The sequence below is a fragment of the Stenotrophomonas sp. STEN022 genome (assembly GCF_056760155.1).
Genome location: NZ_JBRREG010000032.1, coordinates 1 through 22,134 on the forward strand (window position 1 = coordinate 1; position 22,134 = coordinate 22,134).

Annotated in this window: 23 protein-coding genes; 9 read left to right on the forward strand and 14 right to left on the reverse strand. The window is 62.5% G+C overall.

Annotated features, from left to right (window positions below):
* The 9 genes from ACVOMF_RS08785 to moaA form a co-directional block, all read right to left on the reverse strand.
* On the reverse strand, positions 1–3,411 hold a 3,411-nt coding region (locus ACVOMF_RS08785), incomplete at its 3' end, for a nitrate reductase subunit alpha (protein ID WP_481508931.1).
* A 69-nt stretch (positions 3,412–3,480) separates the two neighbouring features.
* Positions 3,481–4,899 carry a NarK family nitrate/nitrite MFS transporter gene (locus ACVOMF_RS08790; RefSeq protein WP_481508932.1) on the reverse strand — a complete coding sequence of 473 codons (1,419 nt, stop codon included), beginning with the start codon at positions 4,897–4,899 and terminating at the stop codon, positions 3,481–3,483.
* Positions 4,900–5,047: 148 nt separating this feature from the next.
* Positions 5,048–5,419 carry a DUF7009 family protein gene (locus tag ACVOMF_RS08795; RefSeq protein ID WP_481508933.1) on the reverse strand — a complete coding sequence of 124 codons (372 nt, stop codon included), beginning with the start codon at positions 5,417–5,419 and terminating at the stop codon, positions 5,048–5,050.
* Positions 5,416–5,988 (reverse strand): molybdenum cofactor guanylyltransferase, encoded by a 573-nt coding sequence (mobA, locus tag ACVOMF_RS08800; RefSeq protein WP_481508934.1) that lies wholly within the window; start codon positions 5,986–5,988, stop codon positions 5,416–5,418. Before mobA ends, ACVOMF_RS08795 begins: the two co-directional genes overlap by 4 nt.
* On the reverse strand, positions 5,960–6,460 hold the full coding sequence (locus tag ACVOMF_RS08805) for a molybdenum cofactor biosynthesis protein MoaE (protein WP_481508935.1): 501 nt from the start codon (positions 6,458–6,460) through the stop codon (positions 5,960–5,962). The genes mobA and ACVOMF_RS08805 overlap by 29 nt, the downstream gene beginning before the upstream one ends.
* Position 6,461: 1 nt before the next feature.
* On the reverse strand, positions 6,462–6,722 hold the full coding sequence (locus ACVOMF_RS08810) for a MoaD/ThiS family protein (protein WP_481508936.1): 261 nt from the start codon (positions 6,720–6,722) through the stop codon (positions 6,462–6,464).
* Positions 6,719–7,981: a molybdopterin molybdotransferase MoeA gene (locus tag ACVOMF_RS08815; RefSeq protein WP_481508937.1), complete on the reverse strand. Its 1,263-nt coding sequence runs from the start codon at positions 7,979–7,981 to the stop codon at positions 6,719–6,721. Before ACVOMF_RS08815 ends, ACVOMF_RS08810 begins: the two co-directional genes overlap by 4 nt.
* Positions 7,978–8,976, reverse strand: coding sequence for a bifunctional molybdenum cofactor biosynthesis protein MoaC/MoaB (gene moaCB / locus ACVOMF_RS08820; RefSeq protein WP_481508970.1), 999 nt, complete (start codon positions 8,974–8,976; stop codon positions 7,978–7,980). The genes ACVOMF_RS08815 and moaCB overlap by 4 nt, the downstream gene beginning before the upstream one ends.
* Before the next feature lie 8 nt (positions 8,977–8,984).
* Positions 8,985–9,965 carry a GTP 3',8-cyclase MoaA gene (gene moaA, locus ACVOMF_RS08825; protein ID WP_481508938.1) on the reverse strand — a complete coding sequence of 327 codons (981 nt, stop codon included), beginning with the start codon at positions 9,963–9,965 and terminating at the stop codon, positions 8,985–8,987.
* 195 nt (positions 9,966–10,160) lie between these two features.
* Between moaA and ACVOMF_RS08830 the strand changes: the two genes are divergently transcribed.
* A complete protein-coding gene (locus ACVOMF_RS08830) occupies positions 10,161–10,565 on the forward strand; it encodes a ribonucleotide reductase subunit alpha (protein WP_481508939.1) in 405 nt (134 codons plus the stop codon).
* 44 nt (positions 10,566–10,609) lie between these two features.
* Here ACVOMF_RS08830 and ACVOMF_RS08835 read toward each other — a convergent pair whose 3' ends face one another.
* Together ACVOMF_RS08835 and ACVOMF_RS08840 are read right to left on the reverse strand one after the other, a co-directional pair.
* The gene (locus ACVOMF_RS08835; RefSeq protein ID WP_481508940.1) at positions 10,610–10,936 is read right to left on the reverse strand and encodes a hypothetical protein; all 327 of its coding nucleotides are present in this window, start codon (positions 10,934–10,936) and stop codon (positions 10,610–10,612) included.
* 191 nt (positions 10,937–11,127) lie between these two features.
* Positions 11,128–11,748, reverse strand: a complete 621-nt coding sequence (locus tag ACVOMF_RS08840) for a TetR/AcrR family transcriptional regulator (protein WP_481508941.1) — start codon at positions 11,746–11,748, stop codon at positions 11,128–11,130.
* Between the two features lie 151 nt (positions 11,749–11,899).
* Between ACVOMF_RS08840 and ACVOMF_RS08845 the strand changes: the two genes are divergently transcribed.
* Both ACVOMF_RS08845 and ACVOMF_RS08850 read left to right on the forward strand, forming a co-directional pair.
* On the forward strand, positions 11,900–12,745 hold the full coding sequence (locus tag ACVOMF_RS08845) for a universal stress protein (protein WP_481508942.1): 846 nt from the start codon (positions 11,900–11,902) through the stop codon (positions 12,743–12,745).
* Positions 12,746–13,336: 591 nt separating this feature from the next.
* Positions 13,337–13,768, forward strand: coding sequence for a CBS domain-containing protein (locus tag ACVOMF_RS08850; RefSeq protein ID WP_481508943.1), 432 nt, complete (start codon positions 13,337–13,339; stop codon positions 13,766–13,768).
* 198 nt (positions 13,769–13,966) lie between these two features.
* Here the strand turns inward: ACVOMF_RS08850 and ACVOMF_RS08855 are convergent, their stop codons facing one another.
* On the reverse strand, positions 13,967–14,317 hold the full coding sequence (locus ACVOMF_RS08855; protein ID WP_481508944.1) for a helix-turn-helix domain-containing protein: 351 nt from the start codon (positions 14,315–14,317) through the stop codon (positions 13,967–13,969).
* Between the two features lie 166 nt (positions 14,318–14,483).
* On the opposite strand from ACVOMF_RS08855, the gene ACVOMF_RS08860 reads away from it, so the two are divergent.
* The 4 genes from ACVOMF_RS08860 to ACVOMF_RS08875 are packed head-to-tail and all read left to right on the forward strand — an operon-like array spanning position 14,484 to position 17,378.
* Positions 14,484–14,975, forward strand: coding sequence for a hypothetical protein (locus tag ACVOMF_RS08860; protein WP_481508945.1), 492 nt, complete (start codon positions 14,484–14,486; stop codon positions 14,973–14,975).
* Positions 14,976–15,017: 42 nt separating this feature from the next.
* Positions 15,018–15,866 carry an SAM-dependent methyltransferase gene (locus tag ACVOMF_RS08865; protein WP_481508946.1) on the forward strand — a complete coding sequence of 283 codons (849 nt, stop codon included), beginning with the start codon at positions 15,018–15,020 and terminating at the stop codon, positions 15,864–15,866.
* Positions 15,856–16,617 carry an ABC transporter ATP-binding protein gene (locus tag ACVOMF_RS08870; RefSeq protein ID WP_481508947.1) on the forward strand — a complete coding sequence of 254 codons (762 nt, stop codon included), beginning with the start codon at positions 15,856–15,858 and terminating at the stop codon, positions 16,615–16,617. Before ACVOMF_RS08865 ends, ACVOMF_RS08870 begins: the two co-directional genes overlap by 11 nt.
* 2 nt (positions 16,618–16,619) lie before the next feature.
* Positions 16,620–17,378 carry an ABC transporter permease gene (locus tag ACVOMF_RS08875; RefSeq protein ID WP_481508948.1) on the forward strand — a complete coding sequence of 253 codons (759 nt, stop codon included), beginning with the start codon at positions 16,620–16,622 and terminating at the stop codon, positions 17,376–17,378.
* A gap of 80 nt (positions 17,379–17,458) precedes the next feature.
* Here ACVOMF_RS08875 and ACVOMF_RS08880 read toward each other — a convergent pair whose 3' ends face one another.
* Positions 17,459–18,724, reverse strand: coding sequence for a glutamate carboxypeptidase (locus ACVOMF_RS08880; RefSeq protein ID WP_481508949.1), 1,266 nt, complete (start codon positions 18,722–18,724; stop codon positions 17,459–17,461).
* A 440-nt stretch (positions 18,725–19,164) separates the two neighbouring features.
* Between ACVOMF_RS08880 and ACVOMF_RS08885 the strand changes: the two genes are divergently transcribed.
* Both ACVOMF_RS08885 and ACVOMF_RS08890 read left to right on the forward strand, forming a co-directional pair.
* Positions 19,165–20,700, forward strand: a complete 1,536-nt coding sequence (locus ACVOMF_RS08885) for a TerC family protein (protein ID WP_481508950.1) — start codon at positions 19,165–19,167, stop codon at positions 20,698–20,700.
* 208 nt (positions 20,701–20,908) lie between these two features.
* Positions 20,909–21,394, forward strand: a complete 486-nt coding sequence (locus ACVOMF_RS08890; protein WP_481508951.1) for a TspO/MBR family protein — start codon at positions 20,909–20,911, stop codon at positions 21,392–21,394.
* Positions 21,395–21,433: 39 nt separating this feature from the next.
* Here the strand turns inward: ACVOMF_RS08890 and ACVOMF_RS08895 are convergent, their stop codons facing one another.
* The gene (locus ACVOMF_RS08895; RefSeq protein ID WP_481508952.1) at positions 21,434–22,117 is read right to left on the reverse strand and encodes a Rossmann-fold NAD(P)-binding domain-containing protein; all 684 of its coding nucleotides are present in this window, start codon (positions 22,115–22,117) and stop codon (positions 21,434–21,436) included.
* Between the last annotated feature and the right edge of the window lie 17 nt (positions 22,118–22,134).

A 22,134-nucleotide genomic window follows, 5' to 3' on the forward strand; every position in this document is an offset into this window, starting at 1 on the left:
CTCGATCCAGTCGTTGTCCTCGATGCCGGCATTGCGCGCGTCGTCCTCGCTCAACCAGACGATGGGGCCGCCACGCGACAGCGTCTGCATGATCAGATTGTCGCTGTAGGTGCTGTGGATGCCCCACTTCTGGTGCGGGGTGATCCAGTTCAGCACGATCTCCTTGTTGCCGTTCTGGCGCTTGTTGAGCAGCGGCTCCACCGTGCGTGTGTTGACCGGCGGCCGGTAGCTCATGAAGGCCTCACCGAAGTCGATCATCCACTCGTGGTCCTGGTAGAACTGCTGGCGGCCGGTGACGGTGCGCCACGGGATCAGCTCGTGCACATTGGTGTAGCCAGCGTTGTAGCTGACGTTGTCGTCTTCCAGCCCGGACCAGATCGGCGAGGAAATGATCTTGCGCGGCTGCGCCTGGATGTCACGGAAGCGGATCGCCTCGTGCTCCTTGCCCACGGCCAGATGCGTGTGCTCGCGGCCGGTGAAGGTACCCAGCGACTCCCAGGCCTTGACCGCGACATGGCCATTGGTTTCCGGTGCCAGGTGCAGGATCACTTCGCAGGCGTCGATGGCGGTATCAATCGCCGGCCGGCCCTGGCTGATGCCTTCGTCCAGCACGGTGTGGTTGAGCTTGCCGAGGAATTCCACCTCGTGCTTGGTATCCCAGCTCATGCCCTTGCCGCCGTTGCCGAGCTTGTCCAGCAGCGGACCCAGCGAGGTGAACTTGCGGTAGAGGTTGGGGTAGTCGCGTTCGACCACCGCCATGCTCGGCATGGTCTTGCCGGGGATGGCTTCGCACTGGCCCTTCTTCCAGTCGGCGACGCCGAACGGCATGCCCAGTTCGTTGGGCGTGTCGTGCAGGGTCGGCACCAGCACCAGGTCCTTCTCGACACCGAGCACGCCCGGCGCCATGTCGCTGAGCGTACGCGCGACACCCTTGAAGATTTCCCAATCACTGCGCGATTCCCAGGCCGGGTCCACCGCCTTGGACAGCGGGTGGATGAAGGGATGCATGTCCGAGGTGTTGAGGTCGTCCTTCTCGTACCAGGTGGCAGTCGGCAGCACGATGTCCGAGTACAGCGCGGTGGTGCACATGCGGAAATCCAGCGTCACTAGCAGGTCGAGCTTGCCTTCCGGTGCTTCGTCACGCCACTTCACGTCCTCGGGCTTGACCGCGCCCATCTCGCCCAGGTCCTTGCCCTGCAGGCCATGACGCGTGCCAAGCAGATGCCGCAGCATGTACTCGTGGCCCTTGCCGGAGGAACCGAGCAGGTTGGAGCGCCAGATGAACATCATGCGCGGATGGTTCTGTGCCGCATCCGGATCGGCGAAGGCGAAGTCCAGCGAGCCATCCTTGAACTTGGACAGCGCGTAATCGGCCGGTGCGACGCCAGCCTGCTCGGCCTCGCGCACCAGTTGCAGCGGATTGCGGTCCAGCTGCGGTGCACTCGGCAGCCAGCCCATGCGCACCGCGCGCAGGTTGAGGTCGGCCAGGCTGCCGCTGTACTTGGAGGCATCGGCCAGCGGCGACAGCAGTTCGTCCACCTGCAGCTTCTCGTAACGCCACTGCCCGGTATTGAAGTAGAAGAACGAAGTGCCGTTCATCTGTCGCGGTGGGCGGCTCCAGTCCAGGCCGAAGGCCAGCGGCTGCCAGCCGGTCTGCGGGCGCAGTTTTTCCTGGCCCACGTAATGCGCCCAGCCACCACCGGTCTGCCCCACGCAGCCGCACATGACCAGCATGTTGATCAGGCCGCGGTAGTTCATGTCGTTGTGGAACCAGTGGTTCATGCCGGCGCCGACGATGATCATGCTGCGACCATGGGTCTTGTCGGCGGTGCGGGCGAACTCACGGGCGATCTCGATCACCTCGGCGCGTGACACGCCGGTGATGCGTTCCTGCCACGCCGGCGTGCCCGGCACATTGTCATCGAAGCTCTTGGCAACATTGCCGCCGCCGAAGCCGCGATCAACACCGTACTGTGCAAGCAGCAGGTCGTAGACCGTGGCCACCAGCGCTTCGCCACCATCAGCCAGTTGCAGGCGGCGCAGCGGGATATTGCGCTCCAGCACTTCCTCGGCCGGTGCGGCGGTCCAGCCGTCGCTCTCGATGCCACCGAAGTATGGGAAGCTCACCGCCTCGATGCCGTCGTGGATATCGGCCAGGCTCAGGCGCAGGCGCGTGTCATGGCCATCGCTGGCTTTTTCTTCGATGTTCCACTTGCCCTTCTCGCCCCAGCGGAAACCGACCGAGCCATTCGGCACGGTGATGTCGCCGCTGTTCTCGTCGAACGCCAGCGTCTTCCATTCCGGGTTGTTGCTCTCGCCCAGCCCACCCAGCTCACTGGCACGCAGGAAGTGGCCCGACACCAGCCGGCCATCGGCGCGGCGCTCGATGCGCACCAGCATCGGCATGTCCGAGTATTGGCGGCAGTAGTCCTGGAAGTACTGCGAGGGCGTGTCGACGTGGAACTCGCGCAGGATCACGTGGCCGAAGGCGAATGCCAGCGCCGCATCGGTGCCCTGCTTGGGATGCAGCCAATGGTCGGTGAGCTTGGCCAGCTCCGAGTAGTCGGGGCAGATCGCCACCGTCTTGGTGCCGTTGTAACGCGCCTCGGTGAAGAAGTGCGCATCCGGCGTACGCGTCTGCGGCACGTTCGAGCCCCAGGCGATGATGTAGCGGCTGTTGTACCAATCGGCCGATTCCGGCACGTCGGTCTGCTCGCCCCATACCTGCGGCGAGGCTGGCGGCAGATCGCAGTACCAGTCGTAGAACGACAGGCAGGCACCACCGAGCAGCGACAGATAGCGCGCACCGGCCGCGTAGGACACCATCGACATCGCCGGAATCGGCGAGAAACCGACGATGCGGTCGGGGCCGTATTCCTTGGTGGTGTAGAGGTTGGAGGCGGCGATGATCTCGTTGGCCTCGTCCCAGTTCAGCCGCACGAAACCGCCCATGCCGCGGCGACGCTTGTACTCACGCGACTTGGCCGGGTCCTGCACGATGCTGGCCCAGGCCTCGACCGGCGACATGGTCTTGCGTGCCTGCCGCCACATGCGCAGCAGCGTGCCGCGGATCAGCGGGTACTTGAGCCGGTTGGCGCTGTACAGGTACCAGGAATAGCTGGCACCGCGCGGGCAGCCGCGTGGTTCGTGATTGGGCAGGTCCGGGCGGGTGCGCGGGTAGTCGGTCTGCTGGGTTTCCCAGGTGACCAGGCCGTTCTTGACGTAGATCTTCCAGCTGCAGGAGCCAGTGCAGTTCACGCCGTGGGTGGAACGTACGATCTTGTCGTACTGCCAGCGGGCGCGATAACTGTTTTCCCAGTCCCGCCCTTCGCTCTTGCTGAACCCGTGGCCATCGGCAAAGGGTTGTGGGTCCCGCTTGAAGAACTGCAAGCGATCAAGGAAATAGCTCATGGTGAATCTCCGTTCGCAAACTGCTGCATCGTGGCTATGTGTGAAATCTGGCTGCGGTGCATTGCTTTCTCAGCAGGGGGTTTCGGCCCCGCGCCGGTAGTACCACCACCAGGTAACCGCCAGGCAGGTGATGTAGAACGCAATGAAGCCGTACAGCGCCATATCCGGGCTGCCGGTCAAGGTGATGGAAGAGCCGTAACTCTTGGGAATGAAGAAGCCACCGTAGGCGCCGATGGCACCGGAGAAGCCGACAACGGCAGCGGATTCGATGCTGGCCTGATGGGCCGCGGCCTTCTTGCCTTCGGCGCCCTCATTGGCCGACAGGCGCTCGTGCAGGGTGCGGAAGATCACCGGGATCATCCGGAACGTGGTGCCGTTGCCGATGCCGCTGAGCACGAACAAGGCCATGAATGAGAGCAGGAAGCCGACGAAGTTGCCGCCCTGGCCATTGCTGGGCAGGAAATGCAGCACGCCGAACACCGCCGCGATCATCAGCGCGAACACCCAGAAGGTCAGGCGCGCGCCGCCCCAGCGATCCGCCATGCTGCCGCCGACCGAGCGCATCAGCGCGCCCAGCAGCGGGCCGATGAAGGCATAGGCCAGTGGATTCACATCCGGGAACTGGCTCTTGACCAGCATCGGGAAGCCGGCGGAAAAGCCGATATAGGAACCGAAGGTGCCGATGTACAACCAGCACATCAGCCAGTTGTGCTTGCGGCGGAAGATCACCGCCTGCTCGGAGAACGAGGAGCGGGCGCTGGTCAGGTCATTCATGCCGAACCAGGCGGCGATCGCGAAGAAGGCGATGAACGGTACCCAGATGAAACCGGCGTTCTGCACGAACAAGGGGGCGCCGCCGTCGGCCACGGCCTGCGGTGCACCACCCATCGCGCCAAACACGCCGACGCTGATCACCAGCGGCACCACCGCCTGCGATACCGATACGCCGACGTTGCCCAGGCCTGCATTCAAACCCAGCGCCATGCCCTGGCGCTGCTTGGGATAGAAGAAGGAGATGTTGGACATCGACGAGGAGAAGTTCGCACCGCCGAAACCACACAGGATGGCGATCAACACGAATACCCAGTACGGCGTGGCCGGGTTCTGCACCGCGAAGCCCAGCCACAAGGTCGGCAGCAGCAAGGATGCAGTCGACAGCGCGGTCCAGCGGCGGCCGCCGAAGATCGGGATGACAAAGGAGTAGAAGATGCGCAGCGTCGCACCGGACAGGCTGGGCAGGGCCACCAGCCAGAACAGCTGGTCAGTGGTGAAGGCGAAACCGATCTTGGGCAGGCTGATGGTCACTGCCGAGAACAGCACCCATACCGAGAACGCCAGCAGCAACGACGGAATCGATATCACCAGGTTGCGGGTGGCGACCTTCTTGCCGGTTCGTTCCCAATAATCGGGGTCCTCGGGTTTCCAATCGCTGATCACGCGACCGGGCCCGGCATTGCTCTGCTTTACGACATCGCGACTGGCACTCATGCATCGCTCCAAGGCTGTGTGATACGGCGCTGGTTTGCTGTGCGGTTGCTTGCCCAGTCGCCACGGCGTCATTAGGCCCGGCGCCCCCTGGGGCAGTCTTGATCTTGATCAATCCAACGGCGCTCTCGCGCCGACTACCTGACAAATATCAACTGATGCTTACGGCGTCGGCCGGATTGCGGCGCTGCACGCCACGTTGACGCACGCTGTCACGTACATCCACATCGAACTGAAGCTGCAGCGGCAATGCCTGCGTCGGCAGCACGAAACTCAAACCGTCACGGCATGGCAGACGTGCCTGCAGCGCCAACACGTCTTCACGCGGCAGCGTGATCATAAATGCGTGGGTATCGCCATCCAGCAGCGCCTCCGCCGTGTCGTGCAGCTGCAAGCGCTGCGACAGGGCTCCGGGCGTGCCAAGCCAGGTCTGGTTCTCCAGCACCTCACCAGCGAGCAGCTGTGCCAGCTCGCTTTCATCAATGCGCAGCCGTAGCGACTGCGACTGGATCTGGACTTTCATGACGCAACTTCCTCCCACTGGCGGGGGGTATTGCAGTTCACAAGGCGGGCTTCGGCACCGGCTGGCAGCGGCAGTTCCAGGCCACCGAGGCGGCGTTGGAACATCCGTAGCGAGCGTGGCCCGTCTGTACCCGTGACCATTTCAAACAGCAGACTGCGGCAAGTCCCGTCGATGTTCAAGTACATCGGCACCGGTTCCCCTGAATAGGTCACACAAGGTGCACCGGGATCGCGCAGCTGTCGCAGCAGTGTCACATCCAGCAGCGGCATATCGACCGGCACCACCCATGCCGGTCCGTCAGCCAGCGCTTCCACCACGCTGTAGAGCCCACCCAGCGGGCCGCAGCGCGGCACCGCATCGGGCACCGAATCGAAGCCCGGATAATCGCCACTCACCTTCACCGGCTGGGCGCCAAGCGCACGCAGCAGCGCACAACTGTGTTCGAGCAGCGTGCTCCCGCGCCAACGCAGCAAGGCCTTGTCCTGGCCCATGCGGCTGGACAGTCCACCGGCCAGCACGATGCCGGCAACCGGCGCCGACTCAGTGGGAGTGATCGTGGACATGTCCATCGATATGCGCGTGCTCGGTGTCGGGCTGGCACAGGCTGCAGCCTTCGCTCCACTCGCTGTCGCCGTCCTGGTAATGCTCCTGCTTCCAGATCGGCGAGCGGTGCTTCACGCCCTCGATCAACTGCCGGCAGGCACGGAAGGCCTCATCACGGTGCGGGCTGCCCGCTGCAACGACCACGGCGACGTCGCCTACCGCCAGCCGACCCTTGGCATGTGCTACATACAACTTGATGCGGGGGCCGAAGTCGGCAGTGATCTCGGCGATCTGCCGCTGGAATTCGTTGATGACCAGCGGCTCGAACAAGTCGTAGGTGATGCCGAGTACCGGCCGCCCCTGGTTCAGGTCACGCACCTTGCCGATAAAGACATCAATGCCACCGAAGCCCGGATCGGACACGGCGGCGATGCCTTCGCTCGGATCAATCGCCGCATCGGCACGGTCCACCACTTTCCATACGCTCTCGAAGCTCATCTCAGCCTCCACTTACCGGTGGCAGGATGGCCACCCGCCCGTCGCCGGGCAGCGAATCGTTATCGCGCAGGACGCGTTGCTCATCGGCAAAGGCCGAGTAATCGACCAGGCCGGCACGGAACTGGGGGAAGCGCTGCTGCAGCAATGCACGCAGCGCCCTGCGCAGGTCGATGACCTGCCCGCCCTCGACAGGCACGCTGATCTCGCGCTGCGGGTCCAGCTCCGAGAACGCGCCAAACAGCTGCACCACTATCTCTTTCATGACATCTCCTGCGGGCTGAGCTGCACTGGCTCACGGTGGCCCCAGCCCTGTACACGTACTAGACTGCCGGCCGTGGCCAGATCGCCGTCGCCCTCCAGCACCACCCACGCGTTGGCGCGCAGCATGGTCTTGAGGCGGAATGATTCCTGCCCGGCCAGCACGCTCACTCGCAACTGCCCGCTGGCATCGGCCTGCACGCGTGCGCGTGCATGGAAACGCAGGCCCGGTGGCTTGCGTACATCGGCCTGCAGTGGCAACTGCAGAACGGTCTCTTCGGCCAGGCCCAGCATCTTTCGCAATACCGGCTCAACGAAGAAGCGCAGGCCCACCGCAGCGGAAATCGGGTTACCGGGCAGACCGAAGTACAGCGTGCCGTCGGCAAGGCGCGCGAACAGCAGCGGTTTTCCCGGACGGATCGCGACCTTGTGGAAGAGTATCTCGGCACCGCGCGCACGCAGCGCATCGGGAATGAAATCGTAGCGCCCCTGCGATACCGCGCCGGTGCTCAGCACCACGCGCGCACCTGCAGCCAGCGCTGCATCCAGCGCAGCATCAAAGGCGGCAACGTCATCACTGACCACGCCGTTCCAGACCACCTCCGCACCCGCAGCGCGCAGGCGGCTGACCAGGAACGGGCGGTTGCTGTCGCGTATCTGTCCGGACTGCAGTTCCGCAGTCGCATCGCTGATCAGTTCCTTGCCGGTACTGATCACCGCAACCTGCGGCTGATGCTGTACCTGCACGCTGGCAATGCCGAGTGCATGCAGCAAGGTAATCGCATTGACGTCCAGCAGAGCTCCCGCAGCCAGCACGGTTTCGCCCAGTTCCACGTCCTGGCCGCGCAGGCGAACGTGCTGGCCGGGTTTCACTATTGCCTGCAGGCGCACCCGGGTGGGACGGCCATCCACGGCATCCAGCACCTCAACCTGTTCAATCGGCACCACGCTGTCCAGACCGGACGGCATGCGCGCGCCGGTCATGATTTCCCAGGCCTGCGCGGAATCGCCGTCCGCAGCAGCGGTATCGCCTGCGGCCTGCCAACCCTGCACCTGCAGCACGCTGCCCGCCACCACCGGTTGCCCGTTCGCGCACAGCGCGAAGCCATCCATCGCGGCGTTGTCGAACGGCGGCAGGTCCTGTGCGCTGCTTATCGATGCAGCCAATATCCGGTCGGCGGCAGCATCGATGGACACCTGTTCGCTGTGTGCCGCCGGTGCCGCCGCCAGCAACTGCTGCAAGGCCTGCGCATAACTGATCATGCGTGCGAGCCCCCATCCATCATCGCCAAGGCATGGCCGAGCACGGGGGTAAGAATATTCATGCATTGCGCGGCGGCACGTGGGCTGCCTGGCAGGGCGATGACCAGCAGATCATCCAACTGCACGACTTCAGCGCGGCTCAGCCAGGCCATCGGTGTGTACTGGGCACTGAGCCCGCGCAGCATCTGTGCCAGTCCGGGCACCGGGCGTCCACCCAATGCCTGCAAGGCCTCGGGCGTCAGATCACGCGGGCCCAGTCCAGTGCCGCCAGTGCACAGGCAGAGGCGCACACCATCGGCAGCCAGCGCGCGCAGACGCGCGACCAGGGGCTCGATGCCATCTGCCAGGATTTCATTGCTGACCACGTCGCCGCCCAGCGCCTGCAAGCCCTTGACCAGCACCGGCCCGGATTCGTCGATGTAATCGCCACGGCTGGCGCGGTCACTGAGGGTGATCACCGCGCAGCGCGCAGCGCCCAAGGTCTTGGGCGGGCGAGGCCGGAAACGTTCAAGTTCTCCCGTATCCATGCCTTGCGGGTGCGTCCACACGCCACTCTTGCCGCCTTCCTTGAACAGCAGGCGGATACCACTGATTTCCAATGCCGGCTCGACCGGTTTGCTCAGGTCGTACAAGGTCAGCAGGGCTGCATTGACGCCGGCCAGCGCTTCCATCTCGACGCCGGTACGCGCTTCGCTGGCGCACTCGCACCAGACCCGGATCGCCCGCCGTTCCGGCACCGGCGCGCAATAGACGCGCACCAGCTCCAACGGCAACGGATGGCACATCGGCATCAATGCCGAGGCCATTTTGGCCCCTTGCAGGCCGGCAATCTCAGCCATCACCAGCGCGTCGCCCTTGGGCAGCCGCCGCTCGACGATCAACGGGTAGGCAATCGGCCCGGCGATCAGCTCACCTACCGCCACCGCGCGGCGGCGGGTGATGCGTTTGTCGCGTACATCGGCCATGTGGAATGCCGCACTTATCTGCCCACTCATTGCCTGTTTCATCCTCCAATCGAGGCCAGATGCGGGGTAAGCCCGGTCTGGCCGAAGTGCAGTCCATGCCCGGCTGCCTTGAGCCCAAGCTGGGTGGTGATGCGCGCCAGCAGCGCATCCTGGTCATCGTCGGACTGCAGCAGCGGACGCAATGCCACGCCGAAGTCGCCGAACAGGCACAGGCGCAGATCACCGCGCGCAGTAACCCGCAGACGGTTGCAGCCTTTGCAGAAGTCCTTTGAGTACGGGGCGATGATGCCAACGCTGCCGCGATGATCCGGGTGGCTGAACTCACGTGCCGGGCCGGCATCGGCGGCGCGCTTGCGCTCACTCCAACCGGCAGCCAGCAGCTGTTCGATGATCACATCGGCACGCAGGTGATGGCGCTCGTAGAACTCGCGGTTGTCGCCGGTGCGCATCAGCTCGATGAAACGCACGCTGATCGGGCGCTCGCGCAGGAATTCCATCCACGCCGGCAACTCGTCATCGTTGAGGCCGCGCAGCAGCACCGCATTGAGTTTGATCGACTGCAGGCCCAGGGCCTGCGCCAGGTTGAGACCTTGCATGATCTCGGGCAGGCGGTCGTGGCCGGTGATGGCGTGGAAGCGCTCGCACTGCAGGCTGTCCATGCTGACGTTGAGCGCGGTCAGGCCAGCGCGGTGCCAGCCCGGCAGATGCCGTGGCAGCAGGCAGCCGTTGGTGGTGATGGCCACCTTGCGGATGCCCGGCACCTTGGCCACGGTGGCGATGATCTGCTGCAGATCCTTGCGCAGGCTGGGCTCGCCGCCGGTCAGGCGGATCTTGTGCATGCCCAACGCGGCAAAACCCCGCACCAGCCGCTCGATCTCATCCACCGCCATGAACTGCGGGCGGCCGTCGGCCTGGTATCCGTCGGGCAGGCAATAGCTGCAACGGAAGTTGCAGGCCTCGGTCAGCGACAGACGCAGGTATGGAAAGCTGCGACCGAAGCCGTCGGTGAGTTGGCTCATGGCTGTTTCACCTTCTGACTCCACGTTTGCACGCTCGCCCGGCATGCCGGGATGCCCTCGCCTTTGTTGACAGGTTGTCAGCCTACGCGGGGCATTGCGTCGATGGCATGACTTAAATCAATCCGGACCTTCGCCGGACCTGACCCAGCTGTGGCAGCATGACCACCCGATGGCTTCCTCCTTGTGAAAACGACCATGATGCTGAGTGATTTCGACGACCTGCTGCGTGCCGCACTGGAGCAGAACGAGCCACAGCGCCTGTTGTTCGTCTTCGTCAAAGCCGACCTGCCTGAATCCCCAACCGCTGATCAACATTCGCGCCATGACAGCGGTGAAGGCGGCACCCTGAGCCCGGTGCTGTGCGTGGACAAGGCGCCGCAGGAAATCGCCTCGTTCGCTGCACTGGCTGCCGAGTCGGCCAACACCGGCCTGGCCTGGGACCTGGTGTTCGTCGCCTCGCTGGATGGCCGCGCTGGCATTGCTCCCTCCAGTGATGAAGCCGCACAACCGCTGCGACTGATGGTCAATGCCATCAACGATGGCCAGATCAGCCGCTTCGCCGCGTTTGACCGCGACGGCGCGCCGGTGCAGTTCTACTAGCCCGCGCTTCCGGCAGCACGCAGCGTCGCCAGCCTGCAGCCCGCTCAGGTCGCAAGCTGCAGCAACAGGAAGAAGATCAACAGCACGGTGTTCAGCCCCCACGCCACGGTGAGGCCGCGTGCGGCCAAGCCATAGTTGGGGTTGTGCGCGCTGGGCGCGGCCCGCCATACCGTGGGGATGATCCAACCGGTATAGAGCAGCAATACGGCGAACAGCCCGAGCAGCAAGCTGGTCTTTCCTTGCATCAGCGCCCATAGCGCCGCGGCCCATAACAGGTTGCTGGGAATCACCCCCTGCAGCCAGAACACACGCCACAAATGTGAAGGCGGCGACTTGTCGCCCGGGGTACTCATCGAACCGACAGCAGTCATGATCGGGACTCCTGAGTTGCGCAGCACTGTGCCCGAGCTTGCGCCTGCCGAGCGGGCGGGTCAAATCCGCTGGCAGTCGTTGCAGTAGATGCTATCGCCTTGCGTGATCACCCGGCTCGCCGCGCTTGCAGCGGATGTCGCTCCGCCAGGTTCACGGGCGGCACTCGTCCGGAGCACCTGGTCACGCCTCTTCAATCCGCATCTTCCAGCAGGCAGCGCACCAACTTCTCGACCAAACGGCTTACCTGCTTTCGGTCGACCTCCGCCCCCACCGCACCGCGCACCATCACGCCGTTGAAGATCGCCGAAATCATGTTCATCCGCAGCTCCACCTCGGCCGCGTCCATCCCGGCTGGCAGCCCGACCCGATTGGACAGCGCCATGAACTCGCCGGTCACCACCTTGTCCGATTGGCGCAGGATGCGGCGGATGGCAGGATTGCGTGCGGCTTCGGCGGCGAGCTCCAGTTGCAGCTCCAGGTAGGCAGGGTCCAGGCAGCGGTCCACCGAATCGCTCGCCTGCCTGGCAACCCGGGTTGCCAGACTGCCGCCGCTCTCGTCTTCCTGCAGCTTGCGGGCCAGCTCGGAGAGGTTCTGTTCCTCGCGCTTGGCAATGGCCTCGACGATGGCTTCCTTGTTCTCGAAGTAGTGGTAGATGTGCCCCGGGCTCATCCCGGCCGCCTTCGAGATCTTGGCAATGCTGGTGCCGTGGAAGCCATTGCGCCGGAAACAGGCGCTGGCCGCGTCCAGTACCTGCTGGCGGCGCGCCTCACCCTTTTCCTGTCCCACCGGAGCGCTGCTGCTCGCATTCATGGAGTGAACCTGGAGATGTCTGGATCGGATTGATGCATGACCGCGGGCATTCGCTGTAGTACGATCATTCTAACTAGAACGATCATTCTAGTTTTGATCGCAGGCCCGGACGGCCATCCAGCCCCCGAGCCGAGCACAACGGAGCACGCCCATGACCACCCTGCTGAAAGACATTGCGGTGTTGTTCGACGCCAGCGAATCCGGTCAACAGATCCTGGACACGGCAACCCGGCTTGCCGGCGGCCATGCTTCGCATTTGATCGGCATTACCGCACTACCCCAGCAACCGGCCACCCTGCAGGCAGGTTTTGCCAAGGGTGAGGCACTGCATGAAGTGATCGTCCGCCACCAGTCGGTGATGGCCGCGCGTGCACTTCAGCTCGGTCAAAATTTGAACGACGCACTGAATCGCCATGCGGTAAGTGGCGAGCTGCGGATAATCTCCCATGCCGAGTCAAGCAGTGAGTCCTCACTGCATGCGCTGTACTGCGACCTGCTGGTGGTGAGTCATCCGAACATCCCGGCCTCGCCACTGACCTGGTCCGCACCGCAGATCCTGCAACAGTCCGGCATCCCCATCCTGATCGTGCCGCGTGACTGGGGGGACAAACCCATCGGGAAAAAGGCATTGGTCGCATGGAACGGCAGCCGACAATCACGCCGTGCCATTGCCGATGCGATGCCGATGCTCATCAAGGCCGAAGAAGTCACCTTGCTGATCATCGATGCCGAACGTAACGCAGAGTTGCACGGCGACGAACCGGGCGCCGACATGGCCGCCTATCTCGCCCGCCATCATGTGAGCGTTGATCTGCAATGCGTCACCTCCGCAGGTGTTCCCATCGCCGACGTGATCGTTGCGCATGCGCAGAATGCGCATTGCGATATGGTGGTGTTTGGCGCGTATAGCCGGCCCAAACTCAGTGAAACGCTGTTCGGCGGCGTGACCCGGACCCTGCTGGCGGAGGTTCCAGTCCCACTGTTCGTTTCACAGTAGCCGCGACGCGCACGCTTCCTGCATCAACCAATCGCCTGACACACATGATCAAGCGTGCGTGTCGGGCCAAACCAATCTCCTGCTGACTCTCCTTCAGCAGAGATGCCTCCCGGTCTCTCCCCCGGCCGTGGAGTCCTGCAGTCCCTTGGACTGCGCGAATGTCGTGATGACGTCCGCGCCGGGAGGCGGTAGAGCCCCGCCTCCCGGCTTTTCGCGGATGACAGTGGACGCGGCAGGGTCATGGTTCTCAAGAGCGTAGCCCGTCACGCCTGTATCCAATCTGCGCCATGACACGCGTCGTGGCGCTACCCGCACATGCGCGGACAAACCTTCGAATCAAGGCATGGGAGCACATCGCTGCACGCACACGGCAACGACACCTGCACAGCGTCATACGCAACCGTTCTGTCTAAACAAACATGGAATGAATCACCCGTAAATCCGCGACAAACCATCCCAAATACGCAAATACATCGCGGCTTTTCCACTCGTAGAATCGAAAGTGCCGAGGACATCGCGGCAGTACCGCTACCACCACACAGGTAGCAAGGCGAACTATCCCGTTTGAGTAACCTGCACCAGGAAACATCAATGAACGTCCGCGAACTCCTGCAGTCAAAGAAGCAAACCGTAGTCACCATCGATGTGGAAGACACCATCGGCGCCGCCGCGCACAAGATGAGCGCGAACAAGATCGCTGCATTGGTGGTGATGAAGGACGACGCACCGGTAAGCATCATTTCCGAGAAAGACATCGTGCGCACCCTGGCCGATGATGGCCCGCAGGCAGGACGCCGCGTCATCTCCTCCCTTCCCTCCACCGGATTGGAGGGCATCGCCCCCGATGCGAGCCTCAAGCAAGCCATGGCATTGATGACCTACTCGCGCCACCGCCACCTGATGGTCACCGAAGGCTCCAGGCTGGTCGGCATCCTCAGCCTCGGCGATATCGTCAAGAACCTGCTCAGTGAGCTGGAGCTTGAGAAAGCCGTGCTGCAGGACATCTACACTGCCGCACACTGAGTTATACGCAGAAGATCAAGCTGAGCCTGCGCATCCATCGATCGCAGGCATCAGTTCACTGCGCGCGCCAGATCACAGCACGAGATAGGCGACCAGAGGTGCGCCCTGAGCCAGCGCCTGACACGTCGATTGGATCGCAATCCAATCCTGTTTCAGCTTTCTGCGGCCAATCCACGGCAAGAACCGAATAGCGAACACTCAAAGGTAGCTCTCAGCTGCCTCCATGAGTGCAACGATATTCACGAGAAATGAAACTGGAAGATGCCTTGATAGCTCCAGCATCTTTCCTTCGAGATTCGGCCGCTGGCTGAAGCCGACGGGCGTGGAAGGAAGGCTGTCACCATCCATGAGCCATGAAACAGTCACGCCCACAGCCACGCTGATACCGCGCAGATGATCGATGGTCGGTGAGTAGCCACCGTCTCGCTCCCAGTGCGCCACCGTCGAACGATTGATGCCGAGTACGCTGGCAAGGTCTGTCTGGGAGAGTCCGCCGCTCACCCTTGCCCAGCGAATTCGGGCTGCGAGCGTATTGGGGATTTCGTCCACCATAGACCTCCGAATGGATTGATCCAGATCCGTCCAAGGATTCTCAGCAGTCGCTGCACAGCCGTCAATGCCACAGGCGCCACAGCGCCAAATCAGCCGCCAAATGAAACCTCATCCATCCGCGATCATGGGCGACAGGGCAATCTGTACCTGAAGAGAAAAGATCATGTACCCCGCATTCTGCTGTGCAGGGCCCAGCACGACGCTTGATCGAATTCTGGTGAAAGCCGTTACTAGCCACGGCATCGGCGACGCCCACCGAACAACCGCCACCGCAGACCTGGATGCCTTCGGTAGGGCTCTTCGCCAGAAGCACGCCGCGCAAACAAAGCCTCCGCCGTTTTCAAGCGCGCCAACCCATCCAGAGGAAGCTCCGATGAGAGTCGATGAAGTAACCAGTCCACTACCATTTCATATACCGGCCAACGAGGTCTCTGAGTTCCTGATGGGCTTCGCGCTCGATTTTGATGCACGCGAGCGTCTTGATGAAGACAAGGATGCATTCCTGCAGGAGTGCGATCTCAGCGACGAAGCTAGATCCATGCTCTCCGAGCCAACCGCGAACACGTTCCTTGGAAGAATCCATGCAACCGAGGTCGCACTGGCGTTGATCGTTCTGGTACTTGAGACCGTGACTACCGACATCATCGTCCTGTAAGCCGAAGCGCATCCGCCCCCGAACTCCAACGAGGAAGAAAACATGTCAAACGGATCGTTGTATGTCGTTGGAACCGGAATTCAGGCCCCGGGACAGATAACCCTGGAGACGGTCGAAGCGATCAAGCGCGCCGACAAAGTGTTCTATCTGGTTCCGGATCCTTTCGCCAGGAAGTTTGTCCTCAGTCTGAATGAAAACTCCGAAGATCTTCATCCGCTATATATTGCCGGCCAGCAACGAATCATCACCTACGACAACATGGTTGAGCGGATCATCGGCGAGGTGCGCAACGGGAGACGCGTGGTTGCTGCCTTCTATGGGCACCCCGGCGTTTTCGCCTACCCATCGCACAAGTCAATCCATGTCGCGCGCAGCGAGGGATACGCAGCTCGCATGCTGTCCGGCGTATCCGCAGAAGACTGCATCGTGTCCGACCTTGGGCTGGATCCGTCCGTCGGCTGCCACTCGTACGAAGCAACCAGCTTCATGGTCAGGCCCATTCCGGTTTTTACGTCATGCATGCTGATCCTGTGGCAGGTTGGGGTAATCGGCGACCTGAAGTACACCCCCAAAGCGAGCGCTCCGTCAGACGGAATGCAGAAGCTGCAGCAGCGACTTCTACAGTACTACCCCCAAGACCACGACGCGATCCTGTATGAGGCGTCCTTCTCGCCTGCATGGAAACCACGTGTGGATATCATCCGTATTGCAGACTTGCAGGATGCACCCGTGAACGGAATTTCCACGCTGGTCATTCCCCCTTCGACCACGCTCCCCGTCGATCGTGAGGTCGCTGCCGCGATAGGTATCGAGCCAAACCAGAACGGTCAATCAGCCCACTCTGTGTTCCTGAAACTCTATCGTGGAGTTGCGACCAATCGTGCTGCGTGACGAGCGCCACCCTGCCCCGCCTATCATCGCGTTCGATCGCGTCGAGAAGCACTACGGAAAAAAGGCGGCTGTTTTCGATCTATCCCTGACCGTCGCTACCGGGAGCATCTATGCCTTGCTCGGCCCCAACGGGGCCGGGAAAACAACGACCATCCGCCTGATGTCGACGTTGACACGCCCAAGCAGGGGCCGGATCACCGTGGCCGGGCATGATGTTGTCAAGGACGCTGCGGGCGCCCGTCGTCACATCGGCGTTGTGTTCCAGAACCATTCGCTGGACGAAGAACTTACAGTTGGCGAAAACCTGCATCTGCATGCGCTTATCCAATCGATGCAGCTCGCTGATGCCAGGCGTCGCGCAAACGAATTATTGGAGTTGATGGGAATGGCAGCGCACACCCACCATGTCGTCAAGGCATTGTCCGGTGGGGAGAAGCGACGCATTGAGATCGCGCGTGCGCTGCTGCATCAGCCGCGGATTCTCTATCTGGATGAGCCCAGCGTGGGCTTGGATACCTTGGTCCGCAATACGATGTGGGAACACCTGAAGTACCTCGCAGCAACGGAGGCATTGACCGTCGTATTCACAACGCACTATCTCGAAGAGGCAGAGGCCTACGCGGATAGCGTGGCAGTTATCAATTCCGGCCGTTTGCTCGCCAGCGGGTCTGTCCATGCCGTGAGCGAGACCGATGGCGCATCGGGACTTCCTGATGCCTATCTGCGGATGGTGAGCGGGGATCCTTCCTGATCATGTTCAAACCGATCTATGGCCTGTGGCTGCGCGACGTGAAAAAGTTCAGCCGAAGTCGCTGGAAGATAGTGAGCGGTCTCGCTCAACCTGTTATGTATCTGGTGACAATGGGCATCGGCCTGGATCAGGTGTTCCAGGCTGCAGGCCACGGCAGCTACTCGCGATTCATGTCACCAGGAGTGGTGGCGATGGCGGTGATCACCGCGTCGTTCATCAGTGGTTTCTCGGTGCTTTGGGACCGGAAATTCGGCTTTTTGAAGGAAACACTGATCGCTCCGACACCGCGTTGGCAATTGGTGGTTGGTCGCTGCCTTGGCGCAGCCACAACCTCCGCGCTGCAAGCCTCGCTGGTGTTGGCGTTGGCGTACCTGACCCTGGCGCAATGGCCAGACATTCTGATCGTACTGAGAACCGAGCTTGCCGTTTTTGCGGTTGGCTTCCTTCTTGCGGTCGTCGGAGCCCTGTGTGGCGCGGTAATTGATGATTTCCAGGCCATCCAGGTCATCATCAGTTTCGTTCTCATGCCACTGATCTTCCTGTCAGGAGCACTGTTTCCGTTCCCACCAAGCGATCGCCACGGCCTTCTTGCATGCCTTTCTGGACTCAATCCATTGACATACCTGGTGGATCTTATCCGCCATGCAATGGGGCAGGCGGGCAGCTTTTCGCTGCCCACCTCGCTAGCCGTCTATGTTGCGCTGCTTACGCTCTCCCTGAGTTTTTGCGTGCATGCGTTCACAAGAATCGATGCGTCCTAGCGATGTATGGCGTCGATGCGAAGCAGAGGAAACCATGCGTCACCAGAACGATAGAACGCCGCCAACTGCAAACTGCTCATTCAGTGCGGCGCACGCTTGGCAAGTTCGATCAGCATCCGCGATGCCAGGTACAGGCGTGGCGGGATGGAATCGATTTCGATGTATTCATCGCGGGCGTGGTAACCCCAGCCGGCCAGCCCCAGGCCTTCCAGCACTGCTGCATGACCGGAGCGCCCCGCAAAGCCGGCATCGGTACCGCCGTTGGTGGTGGGATGCATCATCAGTTTGCGACCGTCCAGTTCGGAATAGATCTGCTGTGCCAGATCCGCCAGTTCGCGGCCGCGTTCACCCGCCACGTAGATCGGCCGTAGAGGCTCCAGCGTCACCGTAGTGGTTGTACCAGGCACCGCATGGCTCTCCTTGACCTTTGCCTGCAACGCCGCCAGCAGATTGGCATTGCTGTCGGCCTGCATCACCCGCGCGTCGCCGCCGGCCTCTGCGCGTTCGGGAATCTGGTTGCGGGCGGTGCCGGCGGTGGCGGTGGTCCAGTTCAGCTGCGCTCCGGGCACGCCGGCGGCCACATCCTTGGTCTGGATTATCTGGTGGGCCAGCTCGACCAATGCGTTGCGGCCTTGTTCCGGCGCGGCGCCGGCGTGCGCGGACAGCCCCTGCACCGTCATCCGAACCTGCGAGGTGCCCGCCGCGCTCAGCAGCACGCCCTCGTTTTCAATCACAGCCTTGGCCGGCGACGGCTCGAAGGACAGCACCACATCGTGTTCGGCCGCCAGGGTAGCAATGGTTTCGCCCGAGCCCGGCGAGCCGATCTCCTCATCCGGGTTGAACAACACGGTGACCGTCGCGTAATCGTTCCAACCGCGCGCCTTGAGCAGGGCCAGCGAATGCAGGATCACCGCGATGCCGCCCTTGTCATCGGCGATACCGGGGCCGTACAGCAGGTTGCCCTTCTGGTGGAACGGCTCTTTCTCAAGAATGCCGCGGTCGTAAACGGTATCGGCATGTGCGATCAACATCACCTTCAACTTGCCGGTGCCGGTCAAGGTGCCACGAACCAGATCTGGCCCGCCGGTAGCGGAGGCAATCCGCTCCACCTTGGCATCCAATGCAACCAGCCGCTTGTCCAGGTAGCTCATCAGCTTGGCCACGCCCTCGTGATCGGTAGAGCCGGACTCCACCGTCACCAGCTCGCGTAGTGTCTCGATCACGGCCGGCTGCTGGGCGGTGGCGGCTGCCCGCAGCTGCGCATCAAGCTGTGCTGCCTGCGCGTGAACTCCGAATGTCCCTGCCAGCACAAATCCGCTGAGAACCGCTGTACGTGCAAACCGCATGTGCCACTCCTTTGATCACGATCTCGGCGGGAAATGCCCCGCCACCAATAACTTTCCGGTCAGATCGCGCTCTGCAGCACCGGGTCAGGGCGGTTGCCATTGCACCCGAACCGGCCAGCAAAGCACGACGGCCTACGGTGACCAGCGCGTCGTTTACTGCAGCCCTAGCCTATCAGCAGCAGGTGAATTCCTGGTGGCATCGCCAAGCGCTACCTGGAGCCGGTCCAAGAAGGGCCGGAGCCCATGACAACCACACGCGACGCGATCTGGCAGGTGACGACCTACTGCCTGCGGCTGCCTTGGTCACTCGCTCCGTGACAGCGCGGTGCCCCGTGCACGAATGAACATGAAAATGAACAACAACAGAAGTCAGCGCGTTTAAGCAAAGCAGGGAGTCGCAGCGTGCGATGATCGAAGTCCCTTCGCTACCCCAACACTGCATGGAATGGTTATCCGACCCAACAATCTGGATGGGTCTTTCCACACTTGTCGTTCTCGAAATCATCCTCGGCATCGACAACCTCGTCTTCATCGCGATCCTTGCGGACAAGCTTCCTCCCCACCAGCGTGACAAGGCCCGCCTGATCGGTTTGAGCCTGGCGCTGTTGATGCGGCTGGGCCTGCTGGCAACGCTGTCCTGGATCATGCGGCTCACCACGCCGCTGTTCTCCGTATTCGACCACGCGTTCTCTGGCCGCGACCTGATCCTGCTGGTCGGCGGCCTGTTCCTGTTGTTCAAGGCGACGATGGAACTGCACGAGCGGCTTGAAGGGCGCTCGCATGAAACCGGCGACAACAAGGTGTACGCCAGCTTCGGCCTGGTGGTGACGCAGATCGTCATCCTCGATGCGGTGTTCTCGCTGGACTCGGTGATCACCGCGGTCGGCATGGTCGACAACCTTGGCGTGATGTTCGCCGCGGTGACCATTGCGATGGCCGTGATGATGCTGGCCAGCAAGCCGCTCACCAGTTTCGTCAACCGCCATCCGACCGTGGTTATCCTGTGCCTTGGCTTCCTGTTGATGATCGGCTTCAGCCTGGTGGCCGAAGGCCTGGGCTTCAAGATTCCAAAAGGTTATCTGTACGCAGCCATCGCCTTCTCGATCCTGATCGAGGGCTTCAACCAGTGGACGCAGTTCAACCGCGAGAAGCATGCACGAAACTTCTCATTCCGGCAGCGCACCGCCAATGCGGTGCTCAAGCTGCTTGGCTCGCGTCCCGCACAGACTGCTGCCGGCGACAACCCCGAGCTGGAAGATCAACTGCCATCGGGCCTGGCCGCATCCGAGCACGACATGATCCGCGGCGTGCTGGCCCTGGCCGACCGTTCGGTCGCAAGCGTGATGACGGTGCGTGCCGATATCCAGTGGATCGATCTGGGCAAGGGCCCGGAGCACACCACCGCGCAGCTGATGGCCTCGCCGCATACCCGCCTGCTGGTGGCCGATGGCGAGCTGGATAACCTGCAAGGCGTAGTGCAGAGCCGCGACCTGCTGGCGGGCGTGCTCGCCGGCAAGCCCTTGGTGTTAGCCGACTACCTGCGCGAGCCGCTGACCCTGCCGGAAGGCACGACCGCGCTGCGTGCGCTGGAGCGGATCAAGCAGCATCCGATTCCATTGGCGGTGGTGGTCGACGAGTACGGCAGCGTGCAGGGCCTGGTCACCGCCAACGATCTGCTGGCGGCGATTGCAGGCGATCTTGCCGATACCCGCGACGCCGACTTCGGCGCCGAACAGGTGGATGGCAGCTGGATCGTCGATGCCTCCATGTCGATAGAGGACGTGGAGCGCATCACCGGCATCACGCTGGAACGAAGCCCGATGTATGTCAGCTTGTCCGGCTTGTTCCTGCATGCGCTGGAGCGGCTGCCGGTGGCTGGCGATACCGTTGAGTCGACTGGCTGGCGCCTGCAGATGATTGATCTGGAAGGCAGGCGAATCGGCAAGACACGGATCTCCGCGATCGACAAGCAGTAATCAGCGCCGGGGCGCCACGGCTGCCACATGCAGCCGTGCGCGTCCTGAAAGCCGTCCCGATTCAGGCCAGGATGCAAGGCAGGTGGATCGGCCTGCCGGGGTGATCCAGGCACCGATCAGCATCATTAGGCTGTCGTCACTGCATCCAAACCCTGCACTGCTGCGTAGAAGCGGCATCTGATCACGCCGGAAAGGACGAGCAACCGCCATGCAGATACCTAGACAGCTCCTTGGCTTCTCTGGCTGGTTCCTGGTCACCTTCCTCGCCGCTGCGCTTGGTGCCCGCGCCTCCATCTCCGCCGCCAGTTTCTACGCCGACCTTGTACTACCCGCATGGGCGCCACCGGCGAGCCTGTTCGGGCCGGTGTGGACCGCCTTGTATGCGCTGATGGCGCTGGCGGCATTCCTCGTCTGGCGAGAGCGCGGCTGGCGTGCGGCGACACCGGCCCTGACGCTGTACCTGCTGCAGCTCGGCCTCAACACGCTGTGGAGCTGGCTGTTCTTCGGCTGGAAGCAGGGCGCGTTGGCTTTCGCTGATATCCTGCTGTTATTGGTGTTGATCGTCGCCACGCTGATTGCGTTCTGGCGCATCCACAAGGCCGCAGCCTGCATGTTGCTGCCCTATCTTGCCTGGGTGGGCTTTGCCAGCGTGCTCAACTACGCGGTCTGGCAGGCGAATCCCGGGCTGCTGTAAACGGTAAAGCCCGTGCGTCGGCGTGCTGCCGCAGCAGGCCTAGGCTGCGTCGGCATCCCCGAGCTGATTGATCTGCGAGCATTCCACCTCGGCAGGCGGATCACGCATGCGTGCCAACGCGATCATCGCGCGGCCCAGAACCAGGTTGCTGGTAAACACCGACGGCAGGACAGCTGTTGCCAGCTGCATCATTGGTCCGCCAACCACATACAGCGGCTTCAACAGCGCATGCCGGCTGCCGGTGCCAGCGACCGGCCGTACGCCACCCGGCCGCAGCATCACCGTACGTCCAGGCAGTTGGACCAGTGCCCGCTCCGTTTCGCCTTTGATGCGCAGGGGCATGAAGTGGCTTTCTGGATTGGCGTGCGCACCCGATACATACAGGAACATTCCCTGTGGATTGGCTGCGAACCAGGTCTGCGCAACTGCCAGTGTGGTGTCCAGCGTGACCCGCCGGTACACGTCTTCCGCTGTGCCCAAGGGCGGGGCGCCGGCGCAATAGAAGCAGGCGTCGAAGCCAACCAGGTCAGCCTGGCGACGATGGGCCTGCAGGAAATCTTCCAGCACCAACTCCTCGGTTGCCGTCACCAGGCCGCCAGCGTGTCGCACCAGCGCGACCGTGCGCCTTACATGCACGGAGCCAGCGCAGGCCAACGCGACGCCTTGACCAACCAGCCCACTGGCTCCGGTCAACACGATCTTCAGGCGCCCGCCATCGTTCACCGTTGGCCCCTCCGTAC